This is a genomic window from Streptomyces sp. NPDC057002, assembly GCF_042673825.1.
Taxonomy (GTDB): Bacteria; Actinomycetota; Actinomycetes; order Streptomycetales; family Streptomycetaceae; genus Streptomyces.
The window spans coordinates 877,848-899,678 of sequence record NZ_JBHURZ010000002.1 but is presented as its reverse complement, the minus strand read 5'-3'; the positions used below and the strand labels follow the sequence as shown (position 1 = coordinate 899,678).

The 21,831-nt window shown below is 69.6% G+C and carries 19 protein-coding genes and 3 pseudogenes; 8 read left to right on the top strand and 14 right to left on the bottom strand.

Translation table 11 applies throughout. The annotated features are described in order from the left end of the window. Positions 1–74: 74 nt before the first annotated feature. The 3 genes from ACFT32_RS12155 to ACFT32_RS12145 all read right to left on the bottom strand — a co-directional run bounded on the left by ACFT32_RS12155 (position 75) and on the right by ACFT32_RS12145 (position 2,993). Positions 75–1,718 (bottom strand): BCCT family transporter, encoded by a 1,644-nt coding sequence (locus tag ACFT32_RS12155; RefSeq protein ID WP_382488331.1) that lies wholly within the window; start codon positions 1,716–1,718, stop codon positions 75–77. Positions 1,719–1,980: 262 nt separating this feature from the next. Further along, the gene (gene infA, locus ACFT32_RS12150) at positions 1,981–2,205 is read right to left on the bottom strand and encodes a translation initiation factor IF-1 (protein ID WP_007386266.1); all 225 of its coding nucleotides are present in this window, start codon (positions 2,203–2,205) and stop codon (positions 1,981–1,983) included. Further along, on the bottom strand, positions 2,202–2,993 hold the full coding sequence (locus tag ACFT32_RS12145; protein WP_382488330.1) for a GNAT family N-acetyltransferase: 792 nt from the start codon (positions 2,991–2,993) through the stop codon (positions 2,202–2,204). The genes infA and ACFT32_RS12145 overlap by 4 nt, the downstream gene beginning before the upstream one ends. 208 nt (positions 2,994–3,201) lie before the next feature. Here ACFT32_RS12145 and ACFT32_RS12140 point away from each other — a divergent pair, with 208 nt between their 5' ends. Continuing rightward, positions 3,202–4,269 carry an AraC family transcriptional regulator ligand-binding domain-containing protein gene (locus tag ACFT32_RS12140; RefSeq protein ID WP_382488329.1) on the top strand — a complete coding sequence of 356 codons (1,068 nt, stop codon included), beginning with the start codon at positions 3,202–3,204 and terminating at the stop codon, positions 4,267–4,269. Between the two features lie 80 nt (positions 4,270–4,349). Here ACFT32_RS12140 and ACFT32_RS12135 read toward each other — a convergent pair whose 3' ends face one another. The 3 genes from ACFT32_RS12135 to ACFT32_RS12125 all read right to left on the bottom strand — a co-directional run bounded on the left by ACFT32_RS12135 (position 4,350) and on the right by ACFT32_RS12125 (position 7,217). After that, positions 4,350–5,228, bottom strand: coding sequence for an SDR family NAD(P)-dependent oxidoreductase (locus ACFT32_RS12135; protein ID WP_382488328.1), 879 nt, complete (start codon positions 5,226–5,228; stop codon positions 4,350–4,352). Continuing rightward, a complete protein-coding gene (locus tag ACFT32_RS12130; protein ID WP_382488327.1) occupies positions 5,225–6,571 on the bottom strand; it encodes a flavin-containing monooxygenase in 1,347 nt (448 codons plus the stop codon). Before ACFT32_RS12130 ends, ACFT32_RS12135 begins: the two co-directional genes overlap by 4 nt. A gap of 487 nt (positions 6,572–7,058) precedes the next feature. Continuing rightward, on the bottom strand, positions 7,059–7,217 hold the full coding sequence (locus tag ACFT32_RS12125) for a hypothetical protein (protein ID WP_382488326.1): 159 nt from the start codon (positions 7,215–7,217) through the stop codon (positions 7,059–7,061). 87 nt (positions 7,218–7,304) lie between these two features. On the opposite strand from ACFT32_RS12125, the gene ACFT32_RS12120 reads away from it, so the two are divergent. Next, positions 7,305–7,910: a dihydrofolate reductase family protein gene (locus tag ACFT32_RS12120; RefSeq protein ID WP_382488325.1), complete on the top strand. Its 606-nt coding sequence runs from the start codon at positions 7,305–7,307 to the stop codon at positions 7,908–7,910. 342 nt (positions 7,911–8,252) lie between these two features. Further along, positions 8,253–8,441 (top strand): annotated as a pseudogene (locus ACFT32_RS12115) (glycosyltransferase); the annotation flags it as partial. Positions 8,442–8,520: 79 nt separating this feature from the next. On the opposite strand, the gene ACFT32_RS12110 reads toward ACFT32_RS12115, so the two are convergent. Beyond that, positions 8,521–9,426 carry an NADP-dependent oxidoreductase gene (locus ACFT32_RS12110; protein WP_382488324.1) on the bottom strand — a complete coding sequence of 302 codons (906 nt, stop codon included), beginning with the start codon at positions 9,424–9,426 and terminating at the stop codon, positions 8,521–8,523. Between the two features lie 229 nt (positions 9,427–9,655). Between ACFT32_RS12110 and ACFT32_RS12105 the strand changes: the two genes are divergently transcribed. Then, positions 9,656–10,531 carry a hypothetical protein gene (locus ACFT32_RS12105; protein WP_382488924.1) on the top strand — a complete coding sequence of 292 codons (876 nt, stop codon included), beginning with the start codon at positions 9,656–9,658 and terminating at the stop codon, positions 10,529–10,531. Here the strand turns inward: ACFT32_RS12105 and ACFT32_RS12100 are convergent. From ACFT32_RS12100 to ACFT32_RS12075, 6 genes and pseudogenes are all read right to left on the bottom strand, one after another. Then, a pseudogene (locus ACFT32_RS12100) lies at positions 10,522–10,617 on the bottom strand (IS5/IS1182 family transposase); the annotation flags it as partial. The gene ACFT32_RS12105 and the pseudogene ACFT32_RS12100 sit on opposite strands and share 10 nt — an antisense overlap. Positions 10,618–10,710: 93 nt before the next feature. Next, positions 10,711–11,241, bottom strand: a complete 531-nt coding sequence (locus tag ACFT32_RS12095; protein WP_382488323.1) for a hypothetical protein — start codon at positions 11,239–11,241, stop codon at positions 10,711–10,713. A gap of 2 nt (positions 11,242–11,243) precedes the next feature. Continuing rightward, a complete protein-coding gene (locus tag ACFT32_RS12090) occupies positions 11,244–13,277 on the bottom strand; it encodes an amidase domain-containing protein (RefSeq protein ID WP_382488877.1) in 2,034 nt (677 codons plus the stop codon). Positions 13,278–13,535: 258 nt separating this feature from the next. Then, positions 13,536–15,371 (bottom strand): annotated as a pseudogene (locus tag ACFT32_RS12085) (DNRLRE domain-containing protein); the annotation flags it as partial. Positions 15,372–15,608: 237 nt separating this feature from the next. Next, positions 15,609–15,842 carry a hypothetical protein gene (locus ACFT32_RS12080; RefSeq protein ID WP_382488923.1) on the bottom strand — a complete coding sequence of 78 codons (234 nt, stop codon included), beginning with the start codon at positions 15,840–15,842 and terminating at the stop codon, positions 15,609–15,611. 55 nt (positions 15,843–15,897) lie between these two features. Beyond that, the gene (locus ACFT32_RS12075; RefSeq protein WP_382488322.1) at positions 15,898–16,161 is read right to left on the bottom strand and encodes a hypothetical protein; all 264 of its coding nucleotides are present in this window, start codon (positions 16,159–16,161) and stop codon (positions 15,898–15,900) included. Between the two features lie 142 nt (positions 16,162–16,303). On the opposite strand from ACFT32_RS12075, the gene ACFT32_RS12070 reads away from it, so the two are divergent. From ACFT32_RS12070 to ACFT32_RS12055, 4 genes are all read left to right on the top strand, one after another. After that, positions 16,304–17,740 carry an FAD-dependent oxidoreductase gene (locus ACFT32_RS12070; RefSeq protein WP_382488321.1) on the top strand — a complete coding sequence of 479 codons (1,437 nt, stop codon included), beginning with the start codon at positions 16,304–16,306 and terminating at the stop codon, positions 17,738–17,740. A gap of 1,079 nt (positions 17,741–18,819) precedes the next feature. Beyond that, positions 18,820–19,812 (top strand): dihydroxyacetone kinase subunit DhaK, encoded by a 993-nt coding sequence (dhaK, locus tag ACFT32_RS12065; protein ID WP_382488320.1) that lies wholly within the window; start codon positions 18,820–18,822, stop codon positions 19,810–19,812. A gap of 63 nt (positions 19,813–19,875) precedes the next feature. After that, entirely contained in the window at positions 19,876–20,475 is a 600-nt protein-coding gene (gene dhaL / locus ACFT32_RS12060) for a dihydroxyacetone kinase subunit DhaL (protein WP_382488319.1), read from the top strand. Continuing rightward, positions 20,468–20,878, top strand: a complete 411-nt coding sequence (locus tag ACFT32_RS12055; RefSeq protein WP_382488318.1) for a PTS-dependent dihydroxyacetone kinase phosphotransferase subunit DhaM — start codon at positions 20,468–20,470, stop codon at positions 20,876–20,878. Before dhaL ends, ACFT32_RS12055 begins: the two co-directional genes overlap by 8 nt. Before the next feature lie 72 nt (positions 20,879–20,950). Here the strand turns inward: ACFT32_RS12055 and ACFT32_RS12050 are convergent, their stop codons facing one another. Further along, positions 20,951–21,646: a glycoside hydrolase family 75 protein gene (locus ACFT32_RS12050; protein WP_382488317.1), complete on the bottom strand. Its 696-nt coding sequence runs from the start codon at positions 21,644–21,646 to the stop codon at positions 20,951–20,953. Positions 21,647–21,831 lie beyond the last annotated feature (185 nt).

Genomic DNA, 21,831 nt, shown 5'->3' with positions numbered 1-21,831 from the left:
CCGGGGATGCGGCCCTTCACGTGCGTCTGATTCCGCTGAGTCGCGCTCTTGGCGATTCGCTCGGTCCGGCCGGCTCAGCCCGCGGGCTGCGAGTCCGACACGACCTCGGACGGCCGCACACCGGGACCCGGCCGCGACTCCGGCTCCGAATCGCCGTCGGCGTCGGCAGCGCTCTCCTGCGCACGCACCGGCTTCGGCCCTTCCGTCGGCTCGGCGCGCAGCGCCTTCACCAGGGAGACGCACAAACCGACCATCACGAAGAGGAACGGGAACGCGGCGATGATCGCCACCTGTTTGACCGCCTCCAGGCCACCCGCCATCAGCAGCACAGCCGCGACCAGACCGGTCAGCGCGCCCCAGAGGATCACGACGAGGCGGCCGGGGCTCATGCTGCCCCGACAGGAGAGCATGCCCAGCACCACGGAGGCGGCGTCGGCGCCGCTGACGAAGAACAGACCGACCAGCACGATGACCAGGACCGAGGTGATGGAGAACCAGGGAAGGTGCTGCAGGGTGGCGAACAGACCCGCTTCCTCGCCCTGGGCGACCGCCGAGGCCAGATCGGCGCCGTGCATCTCCTGATTGAGCGCGGTACCACCGAGGATCGCGAACCATACGACACTCACCAGGCTCGGCGCGATGATCACACCCACGATGAACTCCCGGATGGTCCGGCCGCGGGAGATGCGCGCGATGAACGTCCCGACGAACGGTGTCCAGGAGATCCACCACGCCCAGTAGAAGACCGTCCAGTCGGAGAGCCACTCGCCGCCGCCGAAGGCCCCCGTCGTGAAGCTCATCTTCGGAAGCGAGGCCAGATAGCCGCCCAGCGCCTCGGTCTGGCTTTCCAGGATGAACACCGTGGGCCCCGCGACGAAGACGAACAGCAGCAGCACGGCGGCCAGGATCATGTTGCCGTTGCTCAGCCACTGGATGCCGCGGTGCACGCCGGAGAGGGCGGAGAGCACGAACAGGACGGTGAGGACCGCGATGATCGAGACGGCCAGCGTGGTGGAGTCGGGGACGCCCCAGAGTTCCTTCAGCCCCCTGTTGACCTGCAGGGCGCCGAGTCCGAGGGAGACGGCGGAACCGAAGAGGGTGGCGAAGATCGCCAGAATGTCGATGGACTTGCCCAGCGGCCCGTCCACCAGATCACCGAGCAGCGGGCGGAAGGCGGAGCTGATCAGGCTGTTGCCGCTCTTGCGGAACCCGAAGTAGGCGAGCGCGAGGCCGGCCACCGCGTACATCGCCCAGGGATGGATGGCCCAGTGGAAGTACGAGTACTCCAGCGCCAGGCGGGCCGCGTCCTCGCTGCCCGCCTTCGCGGAGCCCGGCGGCGGGCTGGACATATGCATGATCGGTTCGCTCGCCCCGTAGAACATCAGGCCGATGCCCATACCGGCGCTGAACATCATCGCCACCCATGAGGCGGTGCTGAACTCCGGTCGCTCGCCGTCCCGCCCGAGCCTGATGGAGCCGAACCGGCTGAACGCGAGGACCGCCGCCAGCAGCACGAACCCGGAGCTCGTCAGGATGAAGAGCCAGCCGAAGCTGTCGATGATCCGGTTCAGCGTCGTCTCGGCGACGGAGGCGAGATTGTCGGTGAAGAACACTCCCCAGGCCACGAAGAGCGCGGCCAGCGTGACGGATATATAGAGGACAGCCGGATCCACCCGTGCGAGGGCCGATGTCGATTTCTTCGTCGTCGCGGTACTCATCCGAAGCCTTCCGACGGGGAACGGGGGCGGCGGGTCTGCGTCAGCATCCCTGCGACGGCACACACCCGGCGGTGCACAACACGCAACCGAGCGCTCGATGTGCAACACAGTTCCTGTCACGCACTGGTGCGTCAACCCCCCGTACACCGACCGTTCTCGCCGGGTGTTCACGTCAGACCAGCGGCCACGACCCCGGCTCCGGCCACGGAAACGCCATGACCGGAGCCCCAGGATCAGCTGCCGCGAAAGCCGGCGACCGCCGCTAGTTCCGGTAGCGGAACACGATCCGGCCGCGCGTCAGGTCGTACGGCGGGAGCTCCACCAGCACACGGTCTTCCAGCATGATCTTGATGTAGTTCTTGCGGATCTTCCCGCTGATGTGCGCGAGCACCTGGTGGCCGTTCTCGAGCTCCACGGTGAACATGGCGCTGCGCAGGCACTCGACGACCTTGCCCTCGACTTCGATGACGTTCTTGTTCCTCGTCATCGCACCAGCTCCAGGTTGCTGCTCAGCGGCCGGGCGCCGATGCCCTCGAACAGCGCCGAGGCAGCTTGGTTGGACTCGTCGACTTCGGTCCAGGCCGCGGCCACCCCGGAGCGGTGCAGCGTCCCCAGCGCGTGGGCCAGCAGCGCCCGCGCGATGCCGCGGCGCTGCTCCCCGGCCCGGACCGCGACCAGCCCGATGCGCGGCCGCTTCACCGACACCACCCGGATCAGGCCCAGGTAACGGTCCGGCCCCGCGGCCACCGCGTACTTCGACGGGTCGACGATGGTGTCGCCCTCGGGGCGGGGAATCACCTCCGCGGGCATCGTCTGCCACCCGACGGTCGCCTCGACCTCGTCGCGGATCGCACGGTCCACCGCCCGCAGCAGACTCTCGTCCGCCCGACCGGCGGGCACGATCGTCACATTCGAAGGCGGCAGGACCGCTTCGAGCCCTGTGACCCTCGGGTCGGTCGGCACGACGTACTCCCACTCGCGGCGCCGGATCGTGAACCCGGCCCGTCGCCAGCCGGCCGTCAGCTCGGCGTCGGCTTCGTCGACCACCGTGTACAGCGGCGCCGGCAGTTCCGCCAGCATCGCCTCGGCGAGCCGGTCGAAGGCGGTGCCGTGCCAGGCGTCGATGCTGACGAACAAGCGTCCGTCGGGCCGGTGTACCGCATGCCCACGGCCGACCACCAGGTCGTCGTCCAGTGCATGCCATTGCCTGTCCGCGACACGCGTGATCACCACCGCGTTCTCGCTCAGGCCGGATGTGAAAGGCTTTGTGTTCATCGGAGTCCCCTTCCAGGAGAGCCTCGATCTCAGGCGCTCCTGGCGACACCGAACGTCAGCCGCCGGACCGTGACGGGTTGAGGGAGCACCCACGGGTAACTGTGTTCACGGGGCTCACCTCCATACGACGACTTCACGGTCCACCGCGAAATTAGCAGCGGGGCACCGCCTCGCTCCAATCATTTCCTGGACACAAAGGAAAGCGCCCATGCCCCGTCACTCCACAGCGGACGACGGTCCGGGCACCAGCCGCAGCACTTCGGCCACCATCCCGCCGAACATCCTGCGCTACCTCGCCCTGGTAGCGGACGAGTGCGGCGTCGACCTCGAGCCGGAGCTGGCGGGTGTCGGACTCGAGGAGTCGGTGATGCGCTCCGCCGCCCTGCGTGTCTCCTACCGGCAGGGCAGCTCCGTCATCCGCAGCGCCGTGGAGCTCACGGGCGACCCGCACCTCGGCCTGCGTGTGGGTGCGGCGCAGCACCTGACGGCATGGGGGCTGCTCGGCTTCGCGCTGTTGGCCGCGGAGACGCTGCGGGACGCCATCGAGACAGGAGTGCGCTTCCAGAACCTTTCCGGGGCCATGATGGTGTGGTCGTCCGCCGAGGAGGACACCGGCTATGTGCTGCGGGCCGCGACGCCCGACCCCGCGCTCGACCCAACCGTCGCGGTCTTCCTGACCGAAGAGGCCTTCTCCAGCGTCGTCACGCTGACCCGCCTGAGCGCCGGGGCCGAATTCGCCCCGCGGAGAGTCGAGTTCACCTTCCCCGCGCCGCAGGACCCTCCCTTGTTCGCCGAACTGTTCCACTGCCCTGTGCGATTCGCCGCCACCGAGAACCGCATGGTCTTCCCCCCGGCATGGGCCGGCCACCCGATGCCCGGCCGTGACCCGGTCGCCTACGCCTCCACCCTCCAACTGCTGGAGGAGCAGATGGCGTCACGCCGACACCAGCAGGACCTGCTGGAGGTGCTGGAGATCTCCATCGCGCAGAGCCTTCCCGACGTGCCCTCCTTCGTGGAACAGGCTCGTCGGCACACCTCCAGCGAACGGACACTCCGCCGTCGTCTCGCCGAGTGCGGTACGACGTACGAGGCCATCGTCGACGGAGTAAGACGCGAGCGCGTCGAACAACTCCTGCGCCGACCGGAACTGACTCTGCGAGACATCGCCCGCCGGGCGGGCTTCTCCGATGTACGGGCGCTTCGGCGTGCCGTGCACCGCTGGCACGGGGTGGCACCCCGCCGACTGCGCGTGCCGGAGGGGCAACCCGACGACTGACGCGAGGTCAGCGCGTACGGACCCAGGTCGTCCAGCAGGACGTTGCCCGCGGGGACCTGCCCGACCCGTGCCCGTCCCGCTCACGGCGACGCCTCCACGAGCTCCCAGCGGCCGTCGATCCGGCGGGCCAGCCCTCTGCGCCGCAGATCCTCCAGATATTGGGCCATCCCCCGTTCCCCCCGCTTGCGGAACAAGGGGAACACCTTCGGCAGCAGGTTCGGTGCCAGCATCGCGAACCGCACCAGACGGGACTCCCCCGGGCGGACGTAGGCTTCGAGCCGTGGCTTGTCCAGCAGGCTCACCACCGCGTCCACCACGTCGGACGGCTGCTGGGGCGGGTCCTGGAACTGCATGGCGTTCCCGCCGTCCACCGCTTCCTGGCGCAGCATCCCGGTGTCGGTCGCCGACGGCAGCACGGAACCGGCCTTGATGCCCTTGTCCCGCAGGTCCAGCCCGATGGAGAGCATCGCGCCGCGCAGACCGAACTTCGAGGCGGTGTAGATCGGGGTCTCGCCCAGCGGGAAGATTCCGCCGAGGGACACCGTGGTGACCACGCGTGGATCCCCGGCGGCACGCAGAAGGGGGATGGCTGTCCGGGTGGTGACCAGCGGGGAGAGCAGGTTGAGGGCGATCTCCCGCTCGATGCTTTCCACGCTGCGCACGTCGAAGCGCTCGGCACTGGTCATGCCGACGTTGTTCACCAGGACGTCGATCCGGCCGTGGGTGGCGGCGACGTCGTCGGCCATCCTCTCCACCGCGGTGCGGTCCAGCAGGTCGCAGCCCAGCCCGGCATGCCCCGCTCCCGGCAGATCCGCCGCCGTCGCCCTTGCCCTCGTCTCGTCTATGTCGACCACGACGAGGTGGGCGCCGCCGGCGGCGAAACGCCGGCACATCGCGCTGCCGATGCCTCCGGCGCCGCCGGTCACCACGATGACCTTGTCACGGAAGTCGTACGTCACGATGCCACCGCCCCACGTCGCACGGACGTCACCCGCGGCGGCAGGCCCGCGGTACGCCACCCCATCGAGGCGGCGATCTTGTCGAGGTATTTCACGATGGCCTCGCTGTGGACATAACCGGTGTGGCGCGGTGAGTCGACGAACCTGAGTCCGCCGGTCAGGTCGGGCCGGTCGCTGCGGATCATGCGGGCGAAGCGGTCGGCCGTGGGAAGCCCAAGCCGACCGTCGCGGATGTAGGAGGCGATCAACTGGGCCTGGCCGTCGAAGAGTCGGTATGCGCCGGAGTTCGTCTCGACGAACCCCACACCGAACAGGCCCTCGTGCCGGCGGGAGAACGCGGACAGGTAGAGATCGGGGTGCTGTTCGTCGCCGAAGTACTGCTGCGCGGCGGGCACCTTGTGCACGTACCCGGTCGCCAGCAGGATCAGGTCGAAGTCCTCGCTGGTGCCGTCGGTGAAATGGACCGTCCGGCCGGCGGTGCGGGTGATCCCGGGCCTGGCCGTGATGTCACCGTGCTGGAGATGGTGCAGCAGCATGGAGTTGATGGCCGGATGGGTCTCGAACAACTTGTGGTCCGGCTTCTGCAGGCCGAGTCGCCGCGGGTCACCGTTGAGCAGCCGCAGCAGCGTGCCGAAGACTTTCTGCTGCAGCCACATCGGCAGGTGCGGTCCGCCGTCGGCGATGGTGTCCACGGGACGGCCGAACAGGTGCTTGGGGATGAACCAGTAGCCGCGCCGCATACTGATCGCGGCGTGCTCCGCCGCGCGAGCCGCGTCGCAGGCGATGTCGAGCCCCGAGTTCCCCGCGCCGACCACCAGCACCCGCTTGCCGCGCAGTTCGTCGGCGCTGCGGTAGGTGACGGAGTGCCGGATCTCTCCGGTGAACTCACCCGGAAGATCAGGGATGTTGGGGTGCCACTGCGAGCCCGTACACATCACGACCTGGGCGTGTACGCCCTCCCGGCCGTCCGCCCGGGTCACCGTCCAGGTGCCGTCCGGGTTCTTCTCCACGGAGCGGACCTCGGTACCGAACTCGATCCGCTCCCTGAGCCCGTACGCCTGCGCGAACGACGTCAGGTAGGACAGGATCTGCCGGTGCGGCGGGTAGTCCGCGAAGTGGTCCGGCATCGGGTGGCCGCCGAAGCCGGAGAGCGTCTTGCTGGAGATGAAGTGGGCCGACTCGTACATCGGGCTGCCGGGATTGTCGATGTCCCAGAGCCCTCCGGGCCCGCTGTGGCGCTCGATGTGCGTGTACGGGAGATCCCGCTCCGCCAGTGCCCTCGCCACCGCCAGCCCGGCGGGCCCGGCCCCGATCACACATGTGTCGTACTGGTTCTCGCTCACCAGCCGCCCCTTTCTCTGAGACCTCGCAGTCGTTGTCGGGAACCTATGCACCGGAAGTCCCGCCGGAACTGACCTCCGCGGCCATGAAGGGGTCCTTGGCGGCCAGACGGAAGCCGCCGGCCTCTGACCTGCGCGTCCGCCGTGCAGGACGTCGGCGGCGGAGCCCGTCAGGCCGTCGTGGAGGTGGGTACAGGCGCCGGAAGGGCCGTCCAGGAGGTCGCCGGGGCGCGGGGACCTCTGTAAGGGACGTGGGCCAGGGCACCGGAGCGGCTGTCCAGGACGTGGGCGCCGGTGCCGGACCGGTCCGACCGGTCACACCCGGCCGAACCAACCGCCCACCGCGCCTCAGCGGATTTGGAGCGTCTGTGGACGCCGGGCTGTGACCACCGGTAACGCGACCGGCCGCGTCTTCGTAGCGCCAGTTCGCCCGATGGGGAGGGTCGGGGCGAACTCGGCGAGAGGGACGGCCACGGGGAAGTCCACGCTTTCAGACTCCGGCCGCAGCGTCGCTCGCGCATGTGCAGCGGGCGCTACCTGAGCAGACCACGATCGTGAGCGGCGTGTCCTGGGCGGCCAGGGCCGTCCCGTAGGCGATCGCGAGTGCCGTGAGCTGCCGCACCGCCGACCTGATCGGGTGCAGCGTCATGGGGTTTCTCATTACTCCACAGCGCGGCCGATGAGTTTGTGGCTCCCGGCCGGTCCAAGCTCATGACACCTAGGAAAGGACACCGCTATGTCGGAGCTTCTAGTCGACTTCATCACCTCCCTCGACGGCCACGCATCGGGAGAGGGATGGCCCGGGTTCTGGGGCCTAGAGGGCCCGGAGTACCTCGCATGGCTCGGCGAGCAGCCCGAGGCCACTTACCTGATGGGAGCGAACACCTACCGCCTGATGTCGGGCTTCGCCGCAGGCCAGGTCCCCGATGGCCAAGACGAGTTCAGGCCCGAAGAAGAGGCGTCCGTCGACGAGCTCACGCAAGCGTCCAAGGTGGTGTTCTCCTCCTCACTCGAGGAGCCACTGACGTGGGCCAACTCCACGCTCGTCCGCGACGACGCCGTCGAGGCAGTCCGCGCCATGAAATCGAATGGCTCCGGGCTCCTCAGCACGATCGGCAGCCTCAGCCTGTGCCGGTCCCTGCTACGAGCCGGACTCGTCGACCGCTTCCGGGTCGTGATGTTCCCGGTGATCACCGGGGCCACGGGCGAAGAACGCATCTACGACGGCTATCCGGACGTTGCCCTCGAGATGACCGAGCACCGGACCTTCGACGGCCGCACCCAGCTGGTCGAGTACAAGCCCCGCGTGCTCGAGCACCCGCCGCTCAGCGTCCCTGCGTGACATCGCCCCGTCCACCGGTCTGGACGGCCGCCAGGCCGGCGCCGGCGGGCGCGGAGCAAGACCAAGGTCTCCTGCTCGACGCGCTTCCTGAGCAGGCCACCAGTCGGACGTTCGCTACGCCCACGGCCCGATTCTGCTGCACAGCCCGGCGGGCCCGCCGGCGAGGCGACGAAGTGGAGACGAATGATGGTGCAGGACGAAGCCCTGCAGCTCGCGGTGGCATTTGTCGCGGGGGTGGGGCAACGACATGGAACTCTTCCCAACCTGATGGTGAGGATTGGCAGTTGAGCTGACAACGTGGTGAAGCCCCTGGTAGATGGGTTTTCGACCAAAAGAACCGTGGGCGAGGGCTCCTGCGCGGCCTTCGGCGTCACCTCTCTCGCGCCCGGCATCCTGCTGCCGGTCCCGGTGTACCGATACCGCAAGTGGGACGGGCAGATGACGGCCCAGGTGGGATACGACCAGCTGGAGGCTGCGGCCCGGGAGCACGCCTGGGCGTACGGCCGCAGCCTGCTCGCTGTCCTGCGCCGGGAAGATTTTGTAGGTGCGCCTACCGCCGCCGGGCCAGGGATGACTCCGTCTCCGCCTCTGCGGTGTACGGCAGGTGGGATCAGATGGTGACCACGATCTTTCCCTGCACGTGTCCGCGCTCGGAGTGAGCGTGCGCCTTCGCGATCTCCTCCAGGGGGTAGGTCTGTTCGATGCGCGGCACATAGCGGCCCTGCTCGCCGAAAGCGCCCGCTCCGGCCAGGAGAGTGGAATCGTTGACCGCGTTGGCCACCCGGACGCCCAGACGCTGTGCGTTTACGTGGTCGGCGACCGTCACCACGCGGTCCGGGTCGCCGACGATCTCGACGAGATCGGCCAGGGAGCCGGAAGCGGCGGCATCGAGGGCGAGATCGACCCCGTTCGGGGCCATGCTGGCGAGACGTTCCGCGAGGCCTGCACCGTAGGTGACGGGAAGGGCGCCCAGGGAGGCGAGATATGCGTGGTTACGCTCACTGGCCGTCCCGATCACGGTGGCCCCCAGAGCGCGGGCGATCTCGACCGCCGCGCCGCCGACTCCTCCGGCAGCCCCCTCGACCAGCAGGGTGAGACCCTCCATCTGACCGAGCGTCTTGAGTCCGCCCAGCGCCGTCACGGACGCCAGGCCGGCCGCGGCAGCTTCCTCGTCGCTCCAGTTGGCGGGGGCAGGAGCCCAGGCTGAGAGAACCGCCAGCTCGGCCGTCGCGCCCGTCACTCCGCCCAGGCCGAAGACTCGGTCACCGATACCGACCGAGCTGACCCCCTCGCCGATCCTGTCCACCAGACCTACGGCGTCGCGTCCCGGGATCGCCGGCAGATCGACCGGGAGGAAGTCGCGCACCGATCCGTTGCGTACCTTCCAGTCGACGGGGTTGACGCTGGCCGCCGTGACACGGACGCGGATCTCTCCGGGACCGGGCAGCGGGTCCGGGGCCTGCTCGACGACGAGGGTGTCCGTGCCGCCGTACTCGTGATAGCGGGCTGCGCGCATGATGACCTGCCTTGTTTGTCCGGACGGCTTGGTATGCCTTGACGTCGCCTACGCTAAAACCTGACGTTGACGTGAGGTGCAAGTCGAGGCGTCAGCCGGGAGATAGGTGAGAGCCGCTCGTGCACTCTGCTCGTGATCGGCTGCCGAGGGCGATGCTCATGGGGCGCGGAAAGCCGGATCGCGGCAGAGGCCACCGCTCACGAAATCGCGTTCCCTACAGACCTGGTCCATGGCTGAGGCGCAGATCGTGCTGTCACACAGCCGGGAGTCCGGGATCGTCGCCGCCGCCTCGGGCGAGCGGCTTTTGTGGGCTCACACCGCTCTCGTGGAGAGCGGCTTCCAGCGGGACGACGCGGGCGTCTGGCACCTGCCGGCGGACGGCAACGGGACCACAGTGGTCGACCTGGTCCGCTGCGCGAGACGGCACCGCACCAGCGTGCACACGAGCAGCCGCCCATTCATCGGCGACGCCGCCCGCGACCTCGCGCGCCTCCAGCCCGGCCAGTGGCACGCCTCGGTCGAAATCTACTCGCACCCCGCCTGGCAGGAAGACCTGGTTCCCTGCCTCTGGGACAGCGGCGAACTCGGCCGCGCCGTCCAGAGCGAGCGGATCCCCTGCGCCGCGCTCCTCACCGGCACGGCGCAGGGCACCACGCTGCTGTTCATCGAGCGCCCCGGCCGTCAACTCGACTACCTAGTAGGGGCCTTCGCCCCCGAAGGGACTCGAAGGGGGCTATGGCGATCCCTACGTCCCGCGCAGCATCGTCCTGCCGCCCTTCCCCAAACGGGCTGCCCAGACCCTCACCGACCGGTACCTGCCCTCTTACCCCGCCAGGCCGACGCCGTGATCGATGCCGAGACCGTAATCGACGACATAATCCACGGCGGCTCGGTGCCGACGCAGGAAAGGCTGCGGCCATCCATATCCAGGTCCTTCCGGAGCCATGCCGTTACGCAACGGAATGGCCGGTCCCCAGCCCTGGAGGTGCGACAGCAGGGCCTCAGGGGCGGAGGGTTCTTTCCGGGACGGGCGAGGCACCGATGGCACGGGCGAGCGGCTGGTTCGTGCGCCCAGAACGGGTCGGCGCCGGAGAGCCTCCCGTAGCGGCGGTGGAGGCGGCGGCACCCGGACAGCCAGGACACGGTCCGTTCCACCACCCAGAGGTGCCGGCCTAGCCGCCGGGACGACTCACCAAGTGAAATGACGTCCAAGGCACAGTGCGGAGGACCGCACCCCGGTCGGTCGGAGTGCGGTCCTCAAGAGGTGGAGCGAGGCAATTCCCGTCAGTCCTCCGTCGGGGCGCCGGAGGTGCGGGAACCGGAGCCGCCCGGCTTCGGCGGGGCCCATGTGGGCTTGGCCTTTGCCTCGGCCGGGTCGGGCTCGGCGAGGGTGAGTCCCCAGGAGTCGTCCTCGCTGATGCGGGCCTCGATCTCCTTGATCTGGCCGCTCTTGGCGAAGTAGAGGACCACGACCTGCCGCACGGAACCCTCGTCGTAGAAGTCCGCGGTCACCTCGTCCTTGGCGGCGGCGCCGAAGGCCTTGACCCAGTTGCGGGCCGTGGCGTCGGCCTGCTTGTCGTCGACGGCGAGTGCCGCCAGCCCGTCGGTGTCACCGTCCGCGAGTCGCCAGACGGCCTTCTGCACCGTCTCGAGGCTTCCCGCGGAGGGGTAGCCGACGACCTTCAGGGGTGGGTGATTGCTGTAGTCGGTCTGATAAGTCAGGGACTTGTCGTCCGATGTGCAGCCCGTCAGAAGTCCGCCCGCGACGACGGCGGCGGACAGTGCGAAGCGGATGAGTCTTGCTTTCCGTGTCATGGTCAGGACCTTGCCTTCGGGCGGAGGATGGTGACCCGCTCGATGTAGTTGGGCTTGCCGCGGTACCGCAGGATGGCAGCCGCGAGGCTCGTCCTGTTCGAACTGCCGTGCTGGATCAACTGGAGTCCGTGCCGCTTGCGTTCGACGATGGCCACGTGGTTGTAACCCCGTTCCTTCTTCCACTTGAAGAGCACGAGATCTCCCGGCTTGGCCGTGAGAGCCGTGACGTGCTTGGCCCCGCGGTAGCGGATCATGTGCCGGCGGAAGTTCTCGGCGGCGGCCCAGGTGTAGCTCTTGTTCTTGATCTTGCCGAAGAGGTAGTACTGCTGCCACCAGGCGCGGTCGTGCTTGCGCCCGCCGTGGCGGGTCTTCATCTTGCCGCCGTAGTAGAGCGCCTTCGACACGAAGTTGGTGCAGTCCTGGCCGTATTCCCAGCGGGTTCTGACGTTCCGGGAGGCCCACTTGACCGTTCCGGAGCCGGACACCTGCGCGGCGGCGCGCTTGACGCGCAGTGCCGACGGCTGAACGGCCGGTGCGGGTTCCTGGATCGGCAGGCCGTCCGCGTCGAGCGCGATCGGCTCGTCGGGCACCTCGCTGATGGGGCCCAGTGAGTCGTCGGTGGTTTCCAGGCCGTTGGCGGCCGTGGCCGACGCCGCGAGCACGGTTTCCGCCGCAGGGGCGTCCGCCTCGACGTGGAGGATCGGAGCGCCACTGTTGGTGCTGAAGGTGAAACGCTGCTCCCGACGTCCCTCCTCCGGTTCGCCGCCCGAGCCGTCCGAGCCGCTCGGGTCACCCGCGTCGCCCGTGTCGCCCGGGTCCGTCGGGCCTCCGCCCGTCAGTACGGCCGAGTCCTCGAGGACCGCGCGCAGGAACACCGTGCCGCTGTCGTCGACCCCGACCAGGACGTCGGACAGCTTCGTCGTCATCTCGGTGTAGCGCTGACCGCGCTTGGCCAGTACGTCCCTGGCCTCCGCGAGGTCTGCGGCCTGGGCGCCGAGCAGGTCCTGGAAAGCGGCCCCGCGGGAACTCGCCGCGAGAGCCGCTGCGGCGGTCGGATGCTTGTCGGTGAGGATGGCGCTCCGGGCATCGACGTACTGCTGCACGATCTCCCGGTAGGTTGCCGCGCCACCCGGAGCGGCCACGGGGGTGAGTGCTTCCGACGCCGTGCCGGGACCACTGCCGTGCGGGGTACGCGCCGTCACGGTCACCCGGTGGGCGGTGCCGTTCTTCAGTCCGTCCACGACGATGTGCGCGTCGCGCGTGGTGGCCTGGGCGGCTTCGCTGCCGTCGGCCTTCGTGACGACGACGGTGTACTCCGCGCCGTCCGCTGACGAACCCAGGTCCAGCGGCGGGTTCCAGGTCGCCAGGAGCCCACCGTCACCGGCGGTCACGCGCAGGTCCTGCGGGGCTCCGGGCGCGGTGGGTGCGACATAGGTGATGACGAGCTGCGGCCGCTTCGCCGCATCCGTGCTGCGGCCCGAGTGGTAGGAGACGGACGACGCGGTGTCGGCGGCGGGAAGACGCACGGCGAACCCTTCGCCCGCCTGATCGTCGATCCAGGACTGCACCAGAGGCGCGAGGTCCTGGGTGTCGGCGAGCGCGGATTCGGTGAACGGGGCGTCGTCCAGCACATCCAGCAGGCCGGTTCCGGTGCGCGGAGTGGCCCAAGGGTCGTACAGCTGGTACATCTCCACCGGCCGCTGCGCGCAGGTTCCGGTCCCGCATTCGGCCGGAGTAAGCACGAGCCGGGCCCGGGTCACCCTGGCGCCCTCCGGCACCTTGCCGAGGTCGGGCTTGAGCCAGGCGGCCCGCTCATTGGCGGCGCCTCCGCCCAGCGTCAACCGGCCTTCAGTGACGGCGGGGCAGCCGCCGTCGGTGCAGGCCTTGGTCCCCACCGGCACCGTGGCGTCATCGAGAGAGGGTCCGGTGAGCGTGACGGACGTGGTGTCGGGTGCCTTCGGGTCGCCCGCGTCGGTAGCCGTGAACTCCTGCTCGTAGGACCAGGCCGAGCAGCCCCGGTCGGTGCAGGAACGCATCGCCCAGAGGTACGGCGTCCCCGCGCGCAGTGCGCCTTGGGGGACGCGTGCCGCCGCGCGCTGCCCGCTGTCCACCCAGGTCTCCGGGACGTTCACCCCGGCGAGCTGTTTTCCATCGGCGTCGCGCAGGACGAACTCGGCGCGTACGCGGCCCTGCTCGGGGCTGGACACCAGCCCGGACAGCAGGGGGGTGAGGGACTGCGTGGCTCCGGACTCCAGTGCCTGCGGCATGTCGGGCAGACCGCCGGGACGGCGCCCGGTGGCGACCGTGAAAGTGGCCCAGTCGGACCAGGCGAGGTTGTAGTGCGTGCCGTCGTAGGGGCTGGTGCGGAACCGGTAAGTCGCACCGTCCTTGAGCATGCCGTCCGGGACGGTCACGGCCGCGGCGCGTCCGGAGCCGACCTTCGGCGAGACGAGGTAGTCACCCACCCGCTTGCCCGTCGCCGCGTCGACGATCTCGAAGGTGCCGGTGACGCGGTCGCCGTCCTTGTCGGAGAACGTGTCCCGCAGTGTCGGCGTCGTGGTGTTGACCTGCCAGGTGCCGGAGGCGTCCCCGGTGAAGGGCGGGCCGGCCTGGCGGTTGTTGCCCGACCGCGGACGGAAGTTGTACGTGACCGTCAGCTTGGGCGGATTGCTGGTGGCGTTGGCGGAGTTGACCCGCTTCCACTGCCCGACGACGGACTCGTCGGCGGCCCTCAGGCCCATGCTGGACTGCGGCGCCTTGGAGGAAGCCCACGTCTGCACGAGTGAGGTCACGTCGGCGTTGATCCACCCGGCTGCGCCGCACTTCGGGTTGCCCTTGGTCTGGGTGGACGTCGCGTGCTGGGTGTGCAGGGTGGGCTGGGACGTCCAGCGGCTCGAGACCGATGCCTTGTCGGCCGACCAGACCGTCCAGGGCTGCGGCTTGCAGTCGGTGTTGCCCGAGTGGAAGTTCCACAGACTGAGCTCGGCGTTCGTCACCAGGGCGTCAGCGAGCGGGGCCGTTCCCCAGGTGATGAAGGACCGTGCGGTACGCGGGGTGCCGCCCGCGTTCTTGGTGCCCGGGTTTCCGAGGTCCAGCTCGGTGTCGGTGGACCAGTCGCGGGCTTCTCCCTGCTGGATGTAGGTGTCGAAGACGTTGCTGAGGACGGACGTCGAGGGGTCGACGGTGACCGGGTACCGCGTCGCGGGGTCGGCCAGGAATGCGGCGTCCGGCGTGACCACGAGGTCGATCGAGGAGCCGTGCTGCTTCACCTGCATCGCCACCGGCACGCGGCGGGTGTGCTCGCCGGACCGTTCGTCGACGGTCGCGTCCCACATCACCGGGGCGGGCATGACGGCTCGCTCCTGGCCGGTCTCGCGGTCCGTGAACAGCACGCTGCCGTCCGGCTGTTGCTTTGCGCGCAGTCCTTCCGCGCGCAGCGGAAGGGTGTAGCCGTAGTCCTTCGTGGACGGGCGGTGCTTGATCTCGACGTACTGCTCGAATCCCGTACGGGTGGCTTCCACGACGACATCGGCGCCCGGGACGGCATCGGGGTAGGTGGCGCGGCTGCCGTCCAGTTCGGGCTGCGGCAGCCCGCCCTTCCACTGGAGGGTGACCTGCTGCTCGCCCTCGCCGAGGGTGACGAGGTCGCGCGCCGCCGCCGTGCGGGTGGCACCGAGGGAGGAGGCGAGTGTCCCGCCCTTGCCCGCGAGGGTGAGCGAGGCCGGGTGCGCCTTGGGCGCCACGCTGCCGTCACGGCGTTCGGTGAGATCCGTGTCGACGGTGACCCAGCTGCCGTTCCGGTCGAACCGTACGGGGCCCGCGGTGAGTTCGCTTGTCAGGGAGCCGTCCTGATTGACCCAGGTGGTGGACGTCTCGGTGCGCTCGGACAGCGCCTCCACCCGCTTGCCGGAACGCTTCGCCTCGGTGAGGGCCGAAGGCACGTCGGGAGCGGAGAGCTTCCCGGCGGGCGCATCCACGGCGGGTGTCGCCGCGACGGCCGGCCGGGGCGTCGTCAGGAGGGCCCCACTCAGCAGAGTCAGGGAGAGGGCGAGGAGGGCAGTGGTGCGGGGCAGGCGTCTGAGCGTGCGCGAAGTGTCCCGTTCCCCCGGAACGGGTGGTGATATGTGCATGGCGTGCATACGACCCTTGGTCAGATGGTCATGAAGCGATGAAGAAGTCGTAAAGCTAATGCCTGGCTGATGTGCACACATCACCGAGAGGCTGATTTGCACCGCTTTGATTGTGGAAGGGGTGCGGTGGGCTTTGTCACGGGGGAGTGAGGGAACCTCAAGCGCTCTGTGCCGTCCACCATGGCCGTGTCCCCGCCCTGATCCCGGGCGGGGACGCCTTCCCGTCTCGCAGTGAGGTCAGTTGGCGTTCACCAGGTCGTGCGCCGGCCCGGTGACCGTCCGCTTCCCCGGCTCGCCGCCGAGCACGATCTTCCGCAGGGCACTGTTGTTGTCGAGGTCGGTTGCCTTCAGCCGCTTCTCGGGATTGGCCAGCACCTGGATGCAGTACGCGTCACCGGTGCCCGCCGTCCAGAACCGGTCGGTAGACCTTCGCCCAATACTGGGATCGCACTGAATCGTCCGGTAAGTCATGCAGTCCACTCAGCGGCGGGCACGCGAACGGGCGTTGGGTCGCCGATAAGGGAAGCTATTCGTCCGAGCGCTCTTCTTCCTGCGCTTCCCAGGCCATTTCCTGGTACTTGCCCTCGTACGGGTCGTACGGCTCCCGGGCCGCGTCGGCCATGTCCGCCCGGTAGGCGGCCTCCGACTCGGCGTCCTCGGCGGCCTGCTCCTCCGGAGCGAGCGCGGCGCGGCGGGCATCTCCCTGCTCGCGCTGCGCCTGGCTCCGAGTGCTGCAGTAGCCGGCCCAGACGTGCTGCCGCTGCCGCGCCACCCGTCGCGGCGGGGGCATTCTCTCCGGTGGAGCGGGCGATTGCTCCGCATTAGAGTGAAATGGTCCGCATCATTCAGGGCACCGCTTTCCGACGCTCCGGGTGCCGATGACGTCCGTTGCGTCGCGACGTTCCGATTCCTTCGCAGCGGAGATGGTGACCATGGCGCGGGACTCCGTGTTCCACGCGCCGCGGGCCGGTTCCTCGGCCCCGACAGGCGCAGAGACCCCCTCTTGGGACGGCGCACCCGCCGCCGGGAGTTACGACCCGGCGGCGGTGGACTGGGAGGGCCTGCGCGGGCGGCTCGAAGGGACGTTGCTCCGGCCGGACGATGTGGGATTCGACGACGCCCGCAAAGGCTTCAACCCCCTGCACGACGACCATGTTCCGGCTGCGGTGGCGCAGTGCGCGTCCGCGGCGGATGTGGCTGAGGCCGTGGTGGCCGCGGGCGGCCGGGTGCCGCTGGCGGCGCGCAGCGGCGGCCACTCCTACGTTGGGTATTCGGCGCCGCACGACGGCCTGGTCATCGACCTGCGCCGGATGTCCCAGGTCGACGCCGCCGAGGACGGCAGCGTGACGGTCGGGGCCGGCGCACCGCTGCGGACCGTCTACAGCGCCGTGGGGCAGGCCAACCGCTGCCTGCCCGCCGGGTCATGCTTCACCGTCGGCATCGCCGGCGTCACCCTCGGAGGCGGGATCGGGGTCCTGCAACGCAAATTCGGCCTGGCCTGTGACCATCTGACCGCCGCGGAGGCCGTCACCACCGACGGCCGCGTCCTGACGGCCACGGCGGCCGCTACCCCCGACCTCTTCTGGGCCCTGCGCGGTGGCGGAGGGGGCAACCTCGCCATCGTCACCCGCTTCACCTTCGCCACCGACCCCGCCCCCGCCCTGACGGTCTTCGTCCTCACCTTCCCTGAGGGCAAGGTGACCGAGATCCTCACCGCCTGGCAGCCCTGGATCTCCGGTGCCCCCAGGGAAATGTGGGCCAACCTGAACATCTCCGGTGGCAACCCGCCCAGCTGCCGGGTAGCCGGCTGCTTCGTCGGCCCCAGCACCGCCTGCTACCCGCTACTCGACGACCTGATTCTCCGCGCAGGCGTCGTACCCACCCGTCGCAACATCCAGGACCGCGACTATTTCAACGGCATGCGCTTCTTCTCTGGCAGGCCCCTCCGCGAGTCGTTCGTCGCCTCCTCCCGGATCCTCACCACCCCAACCCCCGACCCCCAGGCCCTGACGCGCCTGCTCACCGGCCGGACCGGCACCAGCCTCATCCTCGATCCGCTCGGCGGCGCGGTCGCCGACACTGTCACCGCCCAGACCGCCTTCCCGCACCGCAACGCCTTCGCCACAGCCCAGATCTACGCCTCCGCCACCACGGCCTCCGAACCTGACGTCACCCGCAATGTTGCCGAGATCATCGCCGGACTCGGCGCTCTGGGTATCGGTGGTGGATACATCAACTACATCGACCCCGACCTACCCGACTGGCCCACCGCCTACTACGGCCCCAACCTCCCCCGCCTCCGCTCCATCGCTCACGACTACGACCCCGACCACCTCTTCGACTTCCCGCAAAGCCTCCACCACGCCTGAACCAGGTGGGGTCGGGAGGCCTGCCGCCGATCCCTGCCGACGTCCTGTTTGGACTCGGCCGAGTCATGGCAGGGCATGTCCGGAGCCGGGGCCTTCTGCAACGGACGCTTCGTCGGGGTGGCCACCTTCGCCTCCGACTTCCGAAACGGCGGCTTGCTCCACCTGATGCCCGCCGCCCGCCTGTTCCGCCTCCCCTGGGTTCACCGACACCCTCACTGCCGTGACCGGCATGACCTCCCACCTCATGACCAAGAACCCCTACCGCACGAGGTCTTTACGCGCCCATCCGGCGCGTCGATGCCCGTTTCACCGTGAGCCGCCGCCGCACTGCCCGAAGTGAACAGCGGTACCGGCGACACGTACTCGACTACAGCCCGGTAAGTGGCGAGCAGTTCCTCCCCCTCGTGGCATCCGACCCAGCCGCCACAGATGCGCAACCCCGTGGGCTGGTCAGCAGTGTCGGCATCGCAGCGTGGGGAGTCAGCCTTAGTGACCTCGGCTGGATACCGGGGCGGCCACGGATGCGACCTCGTAGCCGGGCAAGTTGCTGTGCCTGCCCGGCGGGCCACGGCCGCGTCGACCACGCAGACTTCGCCGCCACCCCTCGCCGCAGTCGGCGGTCAGGCCCCGCGCCTGCCACGGCGGGAGCGGGGCGAGCACCACCGCTCGACCGAGTTCGGCCACACAAGGCAGTCGTGTCCTGAGCCATGGACCGAGGAGAGCATCCACCCGTTTTCCTGGACCGCCGGCCTCCGACTCTTTGATCCGGCAGGTGACCCAGATACTGGACATTGAGGCAACGCCTCGCCCGTTTCCCTTCCGACCCCCGAGCCCCAACAGCGTGACCTTCGCTTCCGCAAGGTTGATACTGCCGACTGGAGGATCACCGGCCCGATCGCACACGACGACCACTCGCACCTGACGACCTGTCACCAAAGTCAGCCTTAGGTCAGCATCAGTACCGCCACAACGCGCTACGGAGGGCTACGGACCGTCAAGATCGAAAAGTAGTCAAACCTAATCTGACCTGCGAAGATGAAGGTCAGAGGCCCAGATGCTAGTCTCATCAGGAGGTTCCAGTGAAGATGCTGATCAACGTCCCGGAGACCGTGGTCGCGGACGCGCTGCGCGGTCTGGCGGCTGCCCACCCGGAGCTGACCGTGGACGTGGAGAACCGGGTGATCGTACGACGGGACGCTCCCGTCGCCGGAAAAGTGGGGCTGGTCTCGGGCGGAGGCTCGGGGCACGAGCCGTTGCACGGCGGTTTCGTGGGTCCCGGCATGCTGTCGGCGGCCTGTCCTGGCGAGGTGTTCACCTCCCCGGTGCCCGACCAGATGCTGCGCGCGGCCGCCGCCGTGGACAGCGGGGCCGGGGTGCTGTTCATCGTGAAGAACTACACCGGCGACGTGCTCAACTTCGACATGGCCGCCGAGCTGGCCGAGGACGAGGGCATCCAGGTCGCGAAGGTGCTGGTCAACGATGACGTGGCGGTGACCGACAGTCTCTACACGGCCGGTCGGCGTGGCACCGGCGCGACCCTGTTCGTGGAGAAGATCGCAGGTGCCGCCGCCGACGAGGGCATGCCGCTGGAGCGGGTACAGGCCATCGCCCGGCAGGTCAACGAGAACTCCCGCAGTTTCGGTATCGCGCTGAGCGCCTGCAGCACTCCGGCCAAGGGCAGCCCCACCTTCGATCTGCCGACCGGCGAGCTGGAGTTGGGCATCGGGATCCACGGCGAGCCCGGCCGGGAGCGGCGGGCGATGATGACCTCCGGCGAGATCGCCGAGGCCGCCGTCGAGGCCGTGGTGGAGGACCTTCAGCCGCGCAATCCCGTCTTGGTCCTCGTCAACGGCATGGGTGCGACGCCCTTGCTCGAGCTGTACGGCTTCAACGCCGAGGTGCACCGGGTGCTCGCCCAGCGCGGCGTACCCGTGGCCCGTGTCCTCGTGGGCAACTACGTCACCTCCCTCGACATGGCGGGCGCCTCGCTCACCCTGTGCCAGGTCGACGAGGAGATGCTGCGGCTGTGGGACGCGCCGGTGAAGACGGCGGGTCTGCGCTGGGGCGTGTGACGGGCAGGGGGTAAAGGATCACCCCGTAAAGGATCACCCCGTACTACCAGGCAAGGAGATCCAGTGCTCGACGCCGATTTCTTCCGCCGTTGGATGACGGCGACCGCCGCGTCCGTCGACCGTGAGGCGGAACGGCTCACCGCCCTCGATTCGCCCATCGGGGACGCCGACCACGGCAGCAACCTCCAGCGCGGCTTCACGGCCGTGGCGGCCGCCCTGGAGAAGGAGGCGCCCGGCACACCCGGCGCGGTGCTGACGCTGGCCGGACGCCAGCTCATCTCGACGGTCGGCGGCGCCTCGGGGCCGCTCTACGGCACGCTGCTGCGCCGTACCGGCAAGGCGCTCGGGGATGCCGCCGAGGTCAGTGCGGAGCAGCTGGCCGAGGCGCTGCGGACCGGGGTGGACGCGGTCATGACGCTCGGCGGTGCCGCCCCGGGCGACAAGACCATGATCGACGCGCTGGTGCCCGCGGTGGACGCGCTCGGTGACTCGTTCGCGGCGGCGCGGGCCGCCGCGGAGGAGGGCGCCGTGGCGACGACGCCCCTGCAGGCGCGCAAGGGCCGGGCGAGCTATCTGGGTGAGCGCAGCATCGGGCACCAGGACCCCGGTGCCACGTCGTCGGCGCTCCTCGTCGCCGCGCTCGCGGAGGCCGCCGATGAGTGACGAGCGGCTTGTGGGAATCGTGCTGGTGTCGCACAGCGCGGAGGTGGCCGCGTCGGTCGCCGCGCTGGCGAAGGGGCTCGCGGGCGGCGGCCCGGCGGTGCCCGTGGCTCCGGCGGGCGGCACCGAAGGCGGCGGGCTCGGCACCAGCGCCGAACTGATCGCCGCGGCGGCCGCGTCCGTCGATCGCGGTGCGGGCGTCGCCGTCCTCACCGACCTGGGCAGCGCGGTGCTCACCGTGAAGGCGCTGCTCGCGGAGGGTGACGAACTCCCGGAGCGGACGCGGCTGGTGGACGCCCCGTTCGTGGAGGGTGCCGTGGCCGCTGTCGTCACGGCCGGCACCGGGGCGGACCTGGCTGCCGTGGAGTCGGCCGCCGCGGAGGCGTACACGTACCGGAAGGTGTGAGACCGGACCCGGGCACGCCGGACGGCGGCGTGCCCGGCCACGGCGAGCGACGGCTGACGCGCCGTCAATCATTCAGCTTCCGTCGACGAATCGCCTCGCCAGCCGCTCCCCCGTCGTCACGGCCGCCGCGTGGTCCTCGATGGGCGACACCCGGGTGTTCTTGAAGACGATGTAGGTGACGCCCGAGGCCGCGCCGCCCCGGAGCGGGTGGGGGCGGATGCCGAGGGCCTCGGCCGTCGCGTAGGACGCTTCTCCGATGACGCCCCGCGGGCCCGTGTCGCCGACGACCGCGTACTGCACCTGGTCGCGGTAGACGACGGCCACGACCGAACCGCCGCCCACTCCGTGGTCCCGGTAGTCCCAGATGCGGCTCGGGGCGGGTACGACGATGAAGGGGAGACGCTCGGCGCTCAAGGGGCGGCCGTCGGACTGGGAGTAGGCCGTGCTGGCGGCGAAGTAGGGGTCGGTGCGGCGGTTGCAGCGGGGGCCGGGGCGGCCGTCGCAGTCGATGTCCATGTCCGCCTTCCAGAAGACGGCGTCGCGGGTACCGCAGACCGGGATCTTCGCGGAGGCGCCGTAGTCCTTGCGGTACCGGCCGCGGGAGACGGGAGCGCAGTCCCGCGCCCTGGCCAGCAGGTCGGCGGCGGTGACGGGGTCCCCGCGCCACACCACCGGCTGGGTGCGCGGCTGGGCCGGCATGGCGAGCGGTGTCGTCGGGACGAGCAGGGCGGCGCTGGCCGCGGCCAGTGTGAGCGACTGGACTCGCACGATGGGTGAGCCTCTCCTGAGGGAACCTGACGGGCACTCAGCCGCATCTGTTCCCCCGGGCTGTTGATCCGGTCACCCTCGGAGGGCCGGACGGCGCACTCCCCCAACCACCGACAGGGGCCGGGGACCTGAGTCCGTGTGGGACTCGGGCCGCCCGGCCACCCGCGCCGGCACGGGATCTGCGA